At 61.7% G+C, this 12,507-nt stretch carries 15 protein-coding genes; 14 read left to right on the plus strand and 1 reads right to left on the minus strand.

What is annotated here, in order from left to right; genetic code table 11:
- Window positions 1-38: 38 nt before the first annotated feature.
- Window positions 39-848, minus strand: coding sequence for a phosphoribosylformylglycinamidine synthase subunit PurQ (locus VN419_RS02825; protein WP_325644227.1), 810 nt, complete (start codon window positions 846-848; stop codon window positions 39-41).
- Between the two features lie 133 nt (window positions 849-981).
- On the opposite strand from VN419_RS02825, the gene VN419_RS02830 reads away from it, so the two are divergent.
- The 14 genes from VN419_RS02830 to VN419_RS02895 form a co-directional block, all read left to right on the plus strand.
- Window positions 982-2,622 carry a CTP synthase gene (locus VN419_RS02830; RefSeq protein ID WP_325644229.1) on the plus strand — a complete coding sequence of 547 codons (1,641 nt, stop codon included), beginning with the start codon at window positions 982-984 and terminating at the stop codon, window positions 2,620-2,622.
- A 1-nt stretch (window position 2,623) separates the two neighbouring features.
- Window positions 2,624-3,451 carry a 3-deoxy-8-phosphooctulonate synthase gene (gene kdsA / locus VN419_RS02835; RefSeq protein ID WP_325644231.1) on the plus strand — a complete coding sequence of 276 codons (828 nt, stop codon included), beginning with the start codon at window positions 2,624-2,626 and terminating at the stop codon, window positions 3,449-3,451.
- Between the two features lie 7 nt (window positions 3,452-3,458).
- On the plus strand, window positions 3,459-3,986 hold the full coding sequence (locus VN419_RS02840) for a KdsC family phosphatase (RefSeq protein ID WP_325644233.1): 528 nt from the start codon (window positions 3,459-3,461) through the stop codon (window positions 3,984-3,986).
- A 3-nt stretch (window positions 3,987-3,989) separates the two neighbouring features.
- A complete protein-coding gene (gene lptC, locus VN419_RS02845; protein ID WP_325644235.1) occupies window positions 3,990-4,571 on the plus strand; it encodes an LPS export ABC transporter periplasmic protein LptC in 582 nt (193 codons plus the stop codon).
- A 41-nt stretch (window positions 4,572-4,612) separates the two neighbouring features.
- Complete coding sequence (locus VN419_RS02850) at window positions 4,613-5,491, plus strand: LptA/OstA family protein (RefSeq protein WP_325644237.1); 879 nt, start codon at window positions 4,613-4,615, stop codon at window positions 5,489-5,491.
- 1 nt (window position 5,492) lies between these two features.
- Window positions 5,493-6,215 (plus strand): LPS export ABC transporter ATP-binding protein, encoded by a 723-nt coding sequence (gene lptB / locus VN419_RS02855; RefSeq protein WP_325644239.1) that lies wholly within the window; start codon window positions 5,493-5,495, stop codon window positions 6,213-6,215.
- A gap of 281 nt (window positions 6,216-6,496) precedes the next feature.
- Complete coding sequence (gene rpoN, locus VN419_RS02860; protein WP_325644241.1) at window positions 6,497-7,942, plus strand: RNA polymerase factor sigma-54; 1,446 nt, start codon at window positions 6,497-6,499, stop codon at window positions 7,940-7,942.
- A gap of 39 nt (window positions 7,943-7,981) precedes the next feature.
- Window positions 7,982-8,524, plus strand: coding sequence for a ribosome hibernation-promoting factor, HPF/YfiA family (gene hpf, locus VN419_RS02865; RefSeq protein WP_325644243.1), 543 nt, complete (start codon window positions 7,982-7,984; stop codon window positions 8,522-8,524).
- Between the two features lie 2 nt (window positions 8,525-8,526).
- Complete coding sequence (locus VN419_RS02870) at window positions 8,527-8,976, plus strand: PTS sugar transporter subunit IIA (protein ID WP_325644245.1); 450 nt, start codon at window positions 8,527-8,529, stop codon at window positions 8,974-8,976.
- A 10-nt stretch (window positions 8,977-8,986) separates the two neighbouring features.
- On the plus strand, window positions 8,987-9,874 hold the full coding sequence (gene rapZ / locus VN419_RS02875; RefSeq protein ID WP_325644248.1) for an RNase adapter RapZ: 888 nt from the start codon (window positions 8,987-8,989) through the stop codon (window positions 9,872-9,874).
- A gap of 63 nt (window positions 9,875-9,937) precedes the next feature.
- Window positions 9,938-10,366, plus strand: a complete 429-nt coding sequence (locus VN419_RS02880) for a PTS sugar transporter subunit IIA (protein ID WP_325644256.1) — start codon at window positions 9,938-9,940, stop codon at window positions 10,364-10,366.
- Window positions 10,367-10,377: 11 nt separating this feature from the next.
- On the plus strand, window positions 10,378-10,839 hold the full coding sequence (locus VN419_RS02885) for a PTS sugar transporter subunit IIB (RefSeq protein ID WP_325644250.1): 462 nt from the start codon (window positions 10,378-10,380) through the stop codon (window positions 10,837-10,839).
- A 25-nt stretch (window positions 10,840-10,864) separates the two neighbouring features.
- Window positions 10,865-11,539: a PTS sugar transporter subunit IIC gene (locus VN419_RS02890; RefSeq protein WP_325644252.1), complete on the plus strand. Its 675-nt coding sequence runs from the start codon at window positions 10,865-10,867 to the stop codon at window positions 11,537-11,539.
- Between the two features lie 93 nt (window positions 11,540-11,632).
- Window positions 11,633-12,507 (plus strand): manganese-dependent inorganic pyrophosphatase (locus VN419_RS02895; protein ID WP_325644254.1); only part of this gene is annotated, 875 nt, incomplete at its 3' end.

The raw sequence follows: 12,507 nt of genomic DNA on the forward strand, positions 1-12,507 counted from the left end.
GGGCGGGCAGGGAGTGGGGCGCATGCTCGTCTGGGGCCTTACAGGGCTTTCAGGTAGCGCACCCCGGATTCCAGCAGGGTCAGACCCAGCACGCCGGATTCTCCGCGCGTCCAGGCCGGGTGGTTGCAGGGGTGGTTGTAGGCCTCCGGGTGGGGCATGAGGCCAAGGATGCGGCCCGTGGGGTCCGTAAGGCCCGCGATGGCGTTGGCCGCACCGTTGGGATTCAGGGGATATTCCATGGTCGGCTGGCCGCTTTCAGGGTCGATGTAGCGCAGGGCCACGAGGTTGTTGGCCTCCATGGCGTCCAGGGTGGCCTGGTCCAGGGGCACTATCTTGCCTTCGCCGTGGCGGACGGGGACGTAGAGTGTATCAACGCCCTTGGTGAACACGCAGGGCGAGGCCGGGTTGGCCTTCAGCGTCACCCAGCGGTCCTCATAGCGGGCAGAGTCGTTGTGCGAGAGCGACACCTGGCGTTCGAAGTATTTGCCGTCGAGGGCGGGTAAAAGGCCCAGCTTCACCAGAAGCTGGAAACCGTTGCAAATGCCCAGGATGATGCCGCCGGCCTCGAAGAAGGCGCGCAGTTGGTCGATGACCGGCTCGCCCGTGGCGGTTTTTGCGAAACGCCAGCGCAAAGCCGCCGCCTGGGCCGAGCCCAGGTCGTCACCATCTAGAAAGCCACCGGGGAAAATGAGGAAATTGTAATTCTCCATCCGTATATGACCGGAGGAAATGTCTGAAAAATAGGCAATATCCGCTTCGTCGGCCCCGGATTGCCGGGCCGCGTGTGCGGATTCCTGTTCACAATTGGTGCCGTATCCGGTAAGAACAAGTGCTTTGACGCGGGCCATGATCGTCCTCCTGCGGCGATGACGCGGGAGCCGTTCGGTTTTCCGGTCCCGCAAACGAAGAGAATACGTGTGAGGGCTGGAGTCGTCAACACGCGGAAAAACAGAACCTGAGCAGACTTGAAGGGGTGTTTGCATGAAGACCAAATACATTTTCATCACAGGCGGAGTGCTCTCCTCCCTGGGCAAGGGCCTGGCCGGAGCCTCCATTGGCGCGTTGTTGCAGGCGCGCGGCCTCAAGGTCACCATCCAGAAGCTTGACCCCTACATCAACGTGGACCCCGGCACCATGAACCCCTTCCAGCATGGCGAGGTCTACGTCACCGAGGACGGAGCCGAGACCGACCTGGATCTGGGCCACTACGAGCGCTACCTGAATATCCACATGGGCCAGGGCAACAACTACACCTCCGGCCGCATCTACGAGAACGTCATTAACAAGGAACGCCGGGGCGACTACCTGGGCGGCACCGTGCAGGTCATTCCGCACATCACCGACGAGATCAAGGCCGCCGTGCTCGGCGTGGCCAAGAACGACGAGGACGTGGCCCTGATCGAGATCGGCGGCACCGTGGGCGACATCGAGGGCCTGCCCTTCCTGGAGGCCATCCGCCAGTTGAAGAACGACCTGGGCCGCGAGAACGTGCTGTTCATGCACCTGACGCTCGTTCCCTACATGCGCGCCGCGGGCGAACTGAAGACCAAGCCCACTCAGCACAGCGTGAAGGAGCTGCGCGCCATCGGCATCCAGCCCGACATCATCCTGTGCCGTTCCGAGGTGCCGCTGCCCGCCGAACTCAAGGCCAAGATCGCGCTCTTCTGCGACGTGGACCGCGACGCCGTGTTCTCCGCCGTGGACGTGAAGAGCATCTACGAGGTGCCGCTGGAGTTCTACCGCGAGGGCGTGGACCAGAAGATCGCCATCCTGCTCAAGCTGCCCGCCAAGAACGCGGAGCTGGACTCCTGGAAGGAGCTCAACCGCCGCATCAACAATCCCAAGGGCAAGGTCAAGGTCGGTATCGTGGGCAAATACGTGGACCTCAAAGAGGCCTACAAGAGCCTGCACGAGGCCCTGGTCCACGGCGGTGTGGCCAATGAGGTCTCCCTTGAGCTTGAATACGTGAACTCCGAGGAGATCACCGCCAAGAACGTGGAGAAGCGCCTGAAGAACCTGGACGCCATCCTGGTGCCTGGCGGCTTCGGTTCGCGCGGCATCGAGGGCAAGATCCTGGCCATCAAGTACGCCCGCGAGAACAAGGTGCCCTTCTTCGGCATCTGCCTGGGCATGCAGTGCGCGGTCATCGAGTTTTCGCGCCACGTGCTGGGGCTTGAGAAGGCCAACTCCCAGGAGTTCGACGAGTTCACGCCCGATCCGGTCATCTACCTCATGACCGAGTGGTACGACTTCCGCAAAAAGAAGGTCGAGAAGCGCAACGAGGAGTCCAACAAGGGCGGCACCATGCGCCTGGGCTCGTACCCCTGCAAGCTCGTGAAAGACACCAAGGCCATGGAGGCCTACGGCGAGCCCAAGATCGAGGAACGCCACCGCCACCGCTACGAGTTCAACAAGAAGTACGCCGACGCCCTGCAGAAGGCCGGGCTTGTGCTCTCCGGCACCTCGCCCGACGAGGAGTTGGTGGAGATCGTGGAGTTGCCCGGGCATCCGTGGTTCCTGGGTTGCCAGTTCCACCCGGAGTTCAAGAGCGGCCCCATGCATCCGCATCCGCTGTTCCGCGAATTCATCGCCGCCGCGGTGAAGTACGCCAAGGGCAAGTAGCATGACCCCCTCGCCGCAGGACGGCAGCGCCGCGCTCTACGCCAAAAGCCTGACAGGGCCGTTCATCCTGGCGGGCCCTTGCGTGCTGGAAAGCCGCCAGCTGGCCCTCGACGTGGCCAAGGAACTTGCGGCCATCTCCGCGCGGCTCAATGTGCCCATCGTGTTCAAGAGCTCGTATGACAAGGCCAACCGGACCTCGGTGACGAGCTTCCGGGGACCGGGCATGGACATGGGCCTGTCCTGGCTGGCCGAAGTGCGTGAGACCACAGGCCTGCCTATTGTGACGGACATCCACCTGCCGGAGCAGGCCGAACCCGTGGGCCGCGTGGCCGACGTGCTGCAGATCCCGGCCTTCCTTTGCCGCCAGACGGACCTCTTGGTGGCCGCGGCCGAGACCGGGCGCATCGTCAACGTCAAGAAGGGGCAGTTCCTGGCCCCCTGGGACATGAAGAACGCCTGCGAGAAGCTGCGTTCCACCGGCAACGGCCGCTTCTGGCTCACGGAGCGCGGCTCTTCCTTCGGCTATAACAACCTGGTCGTCGACATGCGCGGCATTCCCATCATGCGTGGTTTCGGTGCTCCGGTGGTATTCGATGCCACCCATAGCGTGCAGTTGCCGGGCGGGCAGGGCGGCAGTTCCGGCGGTCAGCGGGAGTTCGTGATTCCCCTTGCCAGCGCGGCAGTGGCCGCGGGCGCAAGCGGCGTGTTCCTGGAGGTCCACCCGGACCCGGACCGCGCCCTGTGCGACGGCCCCAACAGCCTGCCCTTGGCGCAACTCGAAGGGCTGCTCAAACGTCTGCTTGCCATTTGGAGCGTGCCCGGTGCCTGATGCCCGCATGCCTGAAAAGGAGCTGCCGGTCGCCGGCGCATGCGTCAAGCTTCTGATCCTGGATGTGGACGGCGTGTTGACGGATGGTGGCCTGTATTACGACCACGAAGGCAACGTCACCAAGCGCTTCAATGTTCAGGACGGTCTTGGAATCAAAATTGCACAATCCTTCGGACTGGACATCGCCGTCATCACCGGCCTCAAGCATGGGGCGGTAGAGAAGCGCGTCCGGGAGCTGGGCATAACCGAGTACCACGCAGGACACGTGGACAAGGTGCCCCTGATGGATGCGATACGGGGAAGACTGGGCCTGGAGCGTCACGAGATCGCCTATTTGGGCGATGACTGGGTGGACGCGGGCGTCATGGGGGCCGTGGGCCTGCCCATGGCCGTGGCCAACGCCCAGCCGGAAATCCTCGCCCTGGCCAAATGGACCGCATGCCGCTCTGGCGGACATGGCGCAGTCCGCGAGGCGATCATGTTCCTCCTGCGCTGTCGTGGACAGTACGATGCAGCCTGGGAGAAGTGGAGCTGATGAATGCGCAAGCCTTTTGTCACTGTGGTCGTGATATTCCTGCTGGGTCTGGCCATCGGTTTGGTGGTCAACCAGCAGCGCACGACGCGCAGCGCACCGGCTGAAAAAGCCGTGGTCAAGGCCGAGCCAGACGTGCAGGCCGAGGACCTGGAGCTTGTGCAGGGCAGCGATGGCAAGGAACTGTGGCGCATCCGGGCCAAGACGGCGCAGTACAGCCTGGACCAGCGCATCGTGCAGGTCATCCGTCCGCAGCTCTCCGCTTATGTCGGTGCGGACCGCGAGGAAGTGTTCATCAAGTCCGACACCGGCGAGGTGAACCAGTCCGGCAACACCCTGACCCTGCGTGACAACATCGCCGGGCGCTATGGGGACTTCGCGCTCACGTCGGATGTCTTTGACTACATCGGGGCCATGAAAAAGGCCTATTTCAAGGGGCGCGTCATCATCACCCGGCCTGACTTCACCGTCAACGCTACCACGGTGGAGATCAACATGGAAACGCGTGAGCTGACCGCGGCGGGCGGAGTGGCGGCGGAATTGATTCCGTCCAGCCTGAAAACGCTCAATAAGGAGAAAAAGCAGTGAGGCAGCGCAGGAAAACGTTTTTTACCACGGCATGTGCAGCCGTGTTCCTGCTTGTGTGCCTGTGCGTGCAGGTTTTTGCAGATGTGCCCGGCACTGCGGGCTGGGGCGAGGAGCGTGTGGCCGAGAAGGCCGTCAGCGTCCGCCTGAAGCCAGACCCTGCCTCTCCCCTTGTGCGCACCCTCAAGCCCGGCGACCGCGTGCGCGTGGACTTCGCGCAGGCGAACGGCTGGGTTGCCCTGTTCGACATGACCGAGCCCCTGCGCGATGTGAACCGCGCCATAGGCTACGCCGAGGCGGGCCAGCTTGTTCCGGCCAGCCAGTACAAGCCGCTGGCCGCTGGGACCGCGTTCAAGACGTCATCCGCCCCGGTTGCTAAAAGCGAGACCAAGGGGGAGGTCAAAAGCGAGGTGAAGAGCGCGTCTGCTCCCCAGGCCGGAGCCTCCGCCGCGGGCGCCAAACAGGAGCCCGTGCGCATCACTTCGGACAAGATGGTATACAGCCAGAACGAGAACGCCGTCGTGTTCCTGGGTAACGTGCACGGCACCCAGGCCGATATGGCCATCTGGGCTGCCAAGGTCACAGCCTACTTCACCAAGGAGCAGAAGACCGGGAATAAGCCCGCCGCAGAGAAGGGCCCTGGTGACCTTGGCGGCGGCGACAGCAAGATCGAGCGCATCGTTGCCGAAGGCGATGTGCGCCTGGTGGCTGGCAAGAACGAGGGCGCATGCAGCACGCTGACGTATTACGTGGCCGACGGCGTGCTGCGCATGGAGGGCAACCCCATCCTGCGCGAGGGCCAGAACACGGTGCGCGGTGACATCATCAAGTACTACATGAAAGAGAACCGCAGCGAGGTTTTGAGCGGCGCCCAGCGCCGGGTGGAGGCCGTCTTCTTCTCGCCCAAGGGAGACAAGAAATAACATGGCCGAGATAATCGCAACCAACCTTTCCAAACGCTACGGTGAACGCGAGGTGGTGCGTCACATCAATCTGGCCATCCGCGACCGCGAAGTGGTGGGCCTGCTTGGTCCCAACGGCGCAGGAAAAACCACCACCTTCTACATGCTGGTGGGCGTGGTGAATCCAACCACCGGCAATGTCGTGCTCGACGGCCTGGACGTGACCGAGATGCCTCTGCACGAGCGCGCGCGGCTCGGCCTCTCGTACCTGCCGCAGGAAAGCTCCATTTTCAAGAAGCTCTCGGTACGCAAGAACCTGGATGTCATCCTCGAGCAGATGCCCATGACCCGCGCCCAGCGCAAGGATCGCGCGGTGGAGCTCCTGGAGATGTTCAACATCAGCAGGCTGGCCAATCAGCCCGCCATGTTCCTCTCCGGCGGCGAGCGCAGAAGGCTTGAGATCGCGCGCGCGCTCATCGTGAACCCCAAGTTCATCCTGCTTGACGAGCCTTTTGCCGGCATCGACCCCATCGCTGTCATCGACATTCAGGAGATCATCTCCGTGCTGAAGGGCATGGGCATCGGCATCCTCATCTCCGACCACAACGTACGCGAGACCCTGAACATCTGCGACCGGGCCTATCTGGTCTACGAGGGCATGGTCATCCTGGACGGCAGCCCAACGGAGATAGTGCAGAGCAGCAAGGCCAGGAAGCTCTACCTGGGCGAGTCCTTCAGTCTGTAACGATTCTTCATCTCGTTGGTTTAAAACATCATTCCGCCCAGCCTCGGGGGCATGAAGCCACCGGTCTTCCGTTTTGTGGATTTACACAAGCGCTGAAGGTTGGTACACTTTTTTCATGCGCTGTTTTCAGCTTTGAAAATGTGCGTGTATTTGGTGGGTTATCAAATAAATCTTGCGCTGGAGCTGCTCCTGTGGCAGCATGCCTGCATACAAACCCGCAGCCCGCAGGTAATTTTTTGGCGTTTCCCTCGCCGTGAACGTGGAGGCAGCAGTTTTCGACTATGGGTCTTGAGCTTCGCCAACAACTCAAGCTGACGCAACAGCTGGTCATGACGCCCCAGCTGCAGCAGGCCATCAAGCTCCTGCAGCTCTCGCGGCTGGAGCTTGTGGAGACCATTCAGCAGGAGCTGATGGAGAATCCGTTCCTTGAGGAGCTGGATCCTGATGTCGTCGATACCGCCCCGGCCACCGACAACCTGGACGACTACCAGTCCGCCCACACGACAGAGCAGAGCAGGGCCGATGAGGACCTGATGCGCACGGCTGACTGGGAGAACTATCTCGGCGAGTTCTCAAGCGTCACCAAGCAATCCCTTGGGCGCGATCTCGAAGTGCCGGAGGAAGGTCTTTCCTTCGAAGCCCGCCTGACCTCTAAGCCCAGCCTGGACGGGCACCTCTCCTGGCAGATGCGCCTGTCGAATTTCAGCGAACGCGACCTGGCCATCGGCGAGGTGGTCATCGGCAACCTGGATTCCCGCGGGTACCTGCAGGCCACGGCAGAGGAGATGCGCGAGCAACTTCCCAATGCCGAAATCGCAGACATCGAGTCCGTCATCCGCCGCATTCAGCGTTTGGATCCCGTGGGTGTTGCCGCGCGCAGCGTGCAGGAATGCCTGCTGGTGCAGATGGAAGTGCTGAAGCTCGACCGCGATCCCATCCTCGTGTCCCTGGTGAAGGACCACCTGGAGGACCTGGAAAAGCACCGCTACAAGCCCCTCACCAAGAAGTTCCGCATCAGCATGGAGGACCTGAAGGAGTACCTGGACCTGCTTCAGACTCTGGAGCCCATGCCCGGCGCGCATTTCTCCACCGGAGAACCGCAGTATGTGAGTCCGGATGTGTTCGTGTACAAGCACGGCCAGGATTTCGTCATCGTGCTGAACGAGGACGGTTTTCCCCGTTTGCAGCTCAACTCGTATTACGTTGAGAATCTGCACGCCAAGAATTCCGTGGAGAAGGATTATTTTCAGGACAAGGTGCGCAGCGCGGAATGGCTTATGAAGAGCCTTTACCAGCGACAGCGTACGCTGTACAAGGTGATGGAGAGCATAGTTCGTTTCCAGCGCGAGTTCTTTGAAAACGGAGTGACCAAGCTCAAGCCGTTGATCCTGAAGGAGGTGGCGGAGGATATCGGCATGCACGAGTCGACGGTGAGCCGCATCACCACGAGCAAGTATGTGGCCACGCCGCACGGCATCTATGAGCTCAAGTTCTTCTTCAACAGCGCGCTGGACCTTGACGACGGCACCCAGGTCGGTTCCGAATCCGTCAAGGCGTTGATCAAGCAGCTCATCGGCGACGAGGACCCCAAAAAGCCCTTGAGCGATGAGCAGATAGGCGAGATCCTGAAGCAGAAGTTGGAGGTCAACATCGCCAGGCGCACTGTGGCCAAATACCGCACCGCCATGAACATCGAGTCCTCCTCCAAGCGCAAGCAAGTGTTTTAACCAGGCGTCGCCCGCCATCAAGCCTTCTGGAGGTATTGCATGAACATCGCTTTCGCCTTCAAGAACATGGAACCCTCTGATCACTTGAAGGAATACGCCACTTCCCGTTTTGAGAAGATGGCCAAGTTCATCGGCGATACCGTTGAAACGGACATGCAGATCAACCTTTCCGTGGAGAAGTTCCGCCACAAGGCGGAAGTGGTCCTCACCGCAGACAATCTGCACATTTCCGCCTATGAAGAGTCCGAGGACATGTACTCGACCATCGACCAGGTGCTGGACAAGCTGGAAGCCCAGCTGAAGCGCATGCGCGAGCGCCACAAGGAGCGCCGCCGCGCCGGAACCCCGCGCGCAGCCCGCATGGATGTCATCAGCTTCTCCGACGAAGCCGGTGGCCGTGCGCCCACCATCAAGGAGACGGACAACTTCGAGCCCAAGCCCATGAGCGTGGACGAAGCGGCCATGCAGCTTGAGAGCCTGAAGTTCGAGTTCCTGGTCTTCCGCAACGCGGAAACCTCGCGCGTCAACGTGCTGTACCGCACGAAGAACGGAGACTTCGGTCTCATCGACCCTGGAAACTAACGATGCGGCTTGACGAGTACCTTGATCCCGACCTGGTGCTGCCCGACCTCAAGGCCAGCGCCAAGTCCGAAGTATTGCGGGAGATGACCGGCGCCATAGCCGCCCGGCATCCCCATCTTGATGCCGATCATGCCCTCTCGGTCCTGCTGGACCGGGAGGGGCTCGGCACCACAGGAATCGGCGACGGGGTGGCCATTCCGCACGGAAAACTGCCCGGCCTGGAGAACATCATCGTGCTGGTGGGCAGAAGCCTGCGCGGCGTCGATTTCGACGCGCTGGACTTCAAACCCTGCAACGTGTTCTTCCTGGTGCTCGCCCCGGAGCAGATGACCGGCATCCACCTGCGGATACTGGCCCACATCTCTCGGCTCATCAAAGACGACTCCTTCCGCCGGGACTTCTTCGAAGCGCCCGACCGCGACGCCCTGTACCGGCTGTTGCAGTCCTATTAGGCAGGCCCGCATGGCGCAGACTCCTTCGGACTCCTTTTCTGTCGTGGTCGTCACCGGCCTTTCCGGGGCCGGAAAAAGCACTGCGCTGAACGTTTTCGAGGATCTGGGCTATTTCTGTGTCGACGGCCTGCCCGCGACCATGTTGCCAAAGCTGGTGTCGCTCTTTCTCGGCAAGGACTCCAAACATCGCGGCCTGGCGCTCGGCATGGACCTGCGCCAGCATGACTTCCTCGACCAGTGGAACGACGCCGTGCAGGAGCTTTCAAGTAAGGGCATCTTCGTGCGCGTGCTCTTCGTGGAGGCCAAGGCCAACGCCCTCATGCGCCGCTATGCCACCACGCGCCGCCCGCATCCGCTGGAAAGCGGCGAAATGGGCCTGGAGCAGGCCCTGGTGAAGGAGCGGGCCATGTTGGCCCCCCTGCGCAAAGACGCCGAGCTTGTGCTCGACACCAGCGAATACTCCATCCACGATCTGCGGCGCATGATCCAGGAGCGTTTCAGTTCCAAGGAGCACGCGGGGCAGGGCATGCGCGTGCACGTCATGAGCTTCGGCTTCAAGTACGGCGTTCCCGCCGAGGCCGATCTGGTGTTCGACCTGCGCTTTCTGCCCAATCCGTATTTCGTCCCCGAGCTTCGGCCCATGTCCGGCAAGGACAAGCCCGTGGCGGACTATGTGTTCGAAAGCGAACCTGGCCTGACCTTCAAGACCAAACTGCTCGATTTTTTGCAGTATCTGCTTCCCTTGTACGCAGCCGAAGGCCGCTACCGCGTGGCCGTGGCCATAGGCTGCACCGGCGGACGCCATCGGTCCGTGGCCATGTCCGAACTGCTGTTCGCGAGCTTACGCGACAGCGGCTATTCCGTGACCCTGGAGCACCGGCACTTCGATCTGGGCTGACCCGCCCGTGCCCGAAAACTGTGCGCGATCAAGCATGCGCACGCAGGCGAGACAATGGCTGAGATGACTGATTCGAATTCCGCCGCACGGCAGGTTGGCGTCCTCGTGGTGACCCACGGCGAGTTCGGCGCGGCCCTGCTGGACGCGGCTCAGATGATCATGGGCCCGCAGCAGGGCATCGCCTCGGTCAGCGTCCTCGTCTCCCGCGGGGTGGACGAGATCCTGGCCGAGCTGAAAGCCGCACTGGCCAAGCTTGAAGCGGGCATGGGCGTGATTGTGCTCACAGATCTTTTTGGCGGCACGCCCACCACCCTGAGCCTTTCCCTGCGCAAGCTGGGCAACAACGAAGTGGTGGCGGGCGTGAACCTGCCCATGCTGCTCAAAGTGCTGCAATCGCGCACGGCCCCCCTGGCCGAGCTGGCCGCGCAAGCCAAGGCGGCAGGGCAGCAGGGCATAGTGGTCCCTGGCGAAATGCTGCGTAAGAAGTCGTAAGGAGAGGTCGAGTGTTCTGGGTTCGGGTGGACAACAGACTCATCCACGGCCAGGTGGTGGAGGCCTGGGTGCCGTTCATGGGCGCTCGGCACATCGTTGTGGGCAATGATGACCTGGCCCAGGACGAACTGCAGCAGGAGATCATGTCCCTGGCCATTCCGCGCGCGGTCGAAAGCGCCTTCCTGCCCATAGATGCCTTGGCTGGCGACCCGCGCCTGACCGGGCCGAGCCGCGAATCCACGCTGCTGTTGTTTTCCACCTGCCTGGATGTGCGCCGGGCTTTTGAAAAGGGCCTTGGGCTTTCCATCCTGAACGTGGGCAACTTGCATTACAGCACCGGCAAGCGGCAGATCTCTCCAAGCGTTTCCCTCGGCCCGGATGATGAATCCTGTCTGCGCTTCCTACAAGAGCAGGGAGTTGAACTCGATTTTCGCTGTGTGCCGAACGATCCCGTCACAGTGAGGTTCACATGATGGATGCGAACTTGACCGGCCCCCTGTGGTTCGCCACGATCGGTTTTTTTTTGCCCTCTTCTCGCTGTTCCGCTTCTCGCTGAGTCTGGGGCTCATTGAACGCCCTCTGGTGGTCGGGCTTCTCTGGGGGCTCTTTGCCGGCAACCTGGAGGAGAGTCTCTACGTCGCCATCTTCTACGAGCTGCTCTGGCTCGACTTCATCCCGGTCGGCACCTTCATTCCACCGCACATGACCGCAGCGACCTTCACGGCTCTGGCCATTGGCAGTTTTTACGGACTCGATACTTTGCCCCTGGCCTGCCTGCCGCTGGCAGCCGGCCTGCCCATGGCCTGGCTTGGCGCAAGACTGGAGCGCAGCATGCGCGACCGCCTGAACCGCTCTTATGGCGGCGTGCTCCAATGGGTTCGCAAGCCGGTGGACACTTCAGTTCCCGGACGCCTGCTCATGGCCACCCTCGCCAGCAAGATTCTTGTGAACTGGGTCTTTTTCCTCCTCGGGGCAGGTGGACTTACGCTTCTGACCGGCGTCATCCTGAAGTATTATGGACCGCATCTCGCCGCCCTCAAGATCGAGTGGAGCCAGCTGCTCATCGCCGCCAGCGTGGGCGGGATGCTGGCCCTGCGCCTGCGCAGCCTGTATTTGTCGGTCGCCGCCGGGGCGGTGGCCCTCGGAATTTTGCGCTTCCTCGGCATCTTCTGACTTGGCAAAGCCCATGTCTTGTGATAAATGGAACAATCGTCCGTGAGGAATGGACTTTCGTGGCATACACATAATATTGAGGAGGACTTTCAAATGGCTATTATCGTTTGCGGTCACAAAAATCCCGATGCCGACTCCATCACTGCTGCCATCGCCGTTGCCGATCTGCTGAGCAAGCGCGGCATGGAAGCTGTTCCCGTCGCCCAGGGTCCCTGCACCCCGGACGCCAAGTTCGTGCTCGATCAGTTCGGCGTGGCCGCTCCCGCCATTGAGACCGACGCCACCGGCAAGGACGTCGCCCTTGTTGACCACTCCGACCTGGCCCAGGCCCTGGACAACCTGGATAAGGGCAAAGTCGTCGCCATCGTCGACCACCACAAGCTGGGCGATGTGACCACCCCGAATCCCCTTGAGATCTGGGTCATGCCCGTCGGCTGCACCGGCACCGTCATCAAGGCCATGTACGATTTCTACGGCATCGCCATCCCCAAGGCCATCGCCGGCATCTGCATGCTCGCCATCCTGAACGACACCGTTCTGTTCAAGTCCCCCACCTGCACCGACGCCGACAAAGCCGCTGTCGAGGCCCTGGCCAAGATCGCCGGCGTGGCCGACTACAAGGCTCTGGGCATGGACATGCTGAAGATCAAGGGTTCCGTCGAGGGCATCCCCGCCGTCGACCTGATGAACCGCGACTACAAGGACTTCAACATGGGTGGCAAGAAGGTCGGCATCGGCCAGGTCGAAGTGCTCGATCTGTCCCTGCTCGACAAGATCAAGCCCGCTCTCGTCGAGGAGTGCAAGAAGCTTCAGGCTGACGGCCGTCACACCGTCATGCTGCTCCTCACCGACATCATGAAGGAAGGCTCCGAGATCCTCGTGGTCTCCCAGGACGCTTCCCTGGTCGAGAAGGCCTTCGGCGGCAAGGTCGGCGGCGCGCTCAACTCCATGTGGGTTGACGGCTGCAT

Origin of the sequence: Humidesulfovibrio sp. (assembly GCF_035560995.1) — a bacterium.
Taxonomy (GTDB): domain Bacteria; phylum Desulfobacterota; class Desulfovibrionia; order Desulfovibrionales; family Desulfovibrionaceae; genus Humidesulfovibrio.

Excerpts from the sequence above, each read along its gene's own strand:
- VN419_RS02825 (WP_325644227.1), bottom strand. The coding sequence starts at position 848 with ATGGCCCGCGTCAAAGCACTTGTTCTTACCGGATACGGCACCAATTGT.
- VN419_RS02830 (WP_325644229.1), top strand. The coding sequence starts at position 982 with ATGAAGACCAAATACATTTTCATCACAGGCGGAGTGCTCTCCTCCCTG.
- kdsA (WP_325644231.1), top strand. The coding sequence starts at position 2,624 with ATGACCCCCTCGCCGCAGGACGGCAGCGCCGCGCTCTACGCCAAAAGC.
- VN419_RS02840 (WP_325644233.1), top strand. The coding sequence starts at position 3,459 with ATGCCTGAAAAGGAGCTGCCGGTCGCCGGCGCATGCGTCAAGCTTCTG.
- lptC (WP_325644235.1), top strand. The coding sequence starts at position 3,990 with ATGCGCAAGCCTTTTGTCACTGTGGTCGTGATATTCCTGCTGGGTCTG.
- lptB (WP_325644239.1), top strand. The coding sequence starts at position 5,493 with ATGGCCGAGATAATCGCAACCAACCTTTCCAAACGCTACGGTGAACGC.
- rpoN (WP_325644241.1), top strand. The coding sequence starts at position 6,497 with ATGGGTCTTGAGCTTCGCCAACAACTCAAGCTGACGCAACAGCTGGTC.
- hpf (WP_325644243.1), top strand. The coding sequence starts at position 7,982 with ATGAACATCGCTTTCGCCTTCAAGAACATGGAACCCTCTGATCACTTG.
- VN419_RS02870 (WP_325644245.1), top strand. The coding sequence starts at position 8,527 with ATGCGGCTTGACGAGTACCTTGATCCCGACCTGGTGCTGCCCGACCTC.
- rapZ (WP_325644248.1), top strand. The coding sequence starts at position 8,987 with ATGGCGCAGACTCCTTCGGACTCCTTTTCTGTCGTGGTCGTCACCGGC.
- VN419_RS02880 (WP_325644256.1), top strand. The coding sequence starts at position 9,938 with ATGACTGATTCGAATTCCGCCGCACGGCAGGTTGGCGTCCTCGTGGTG.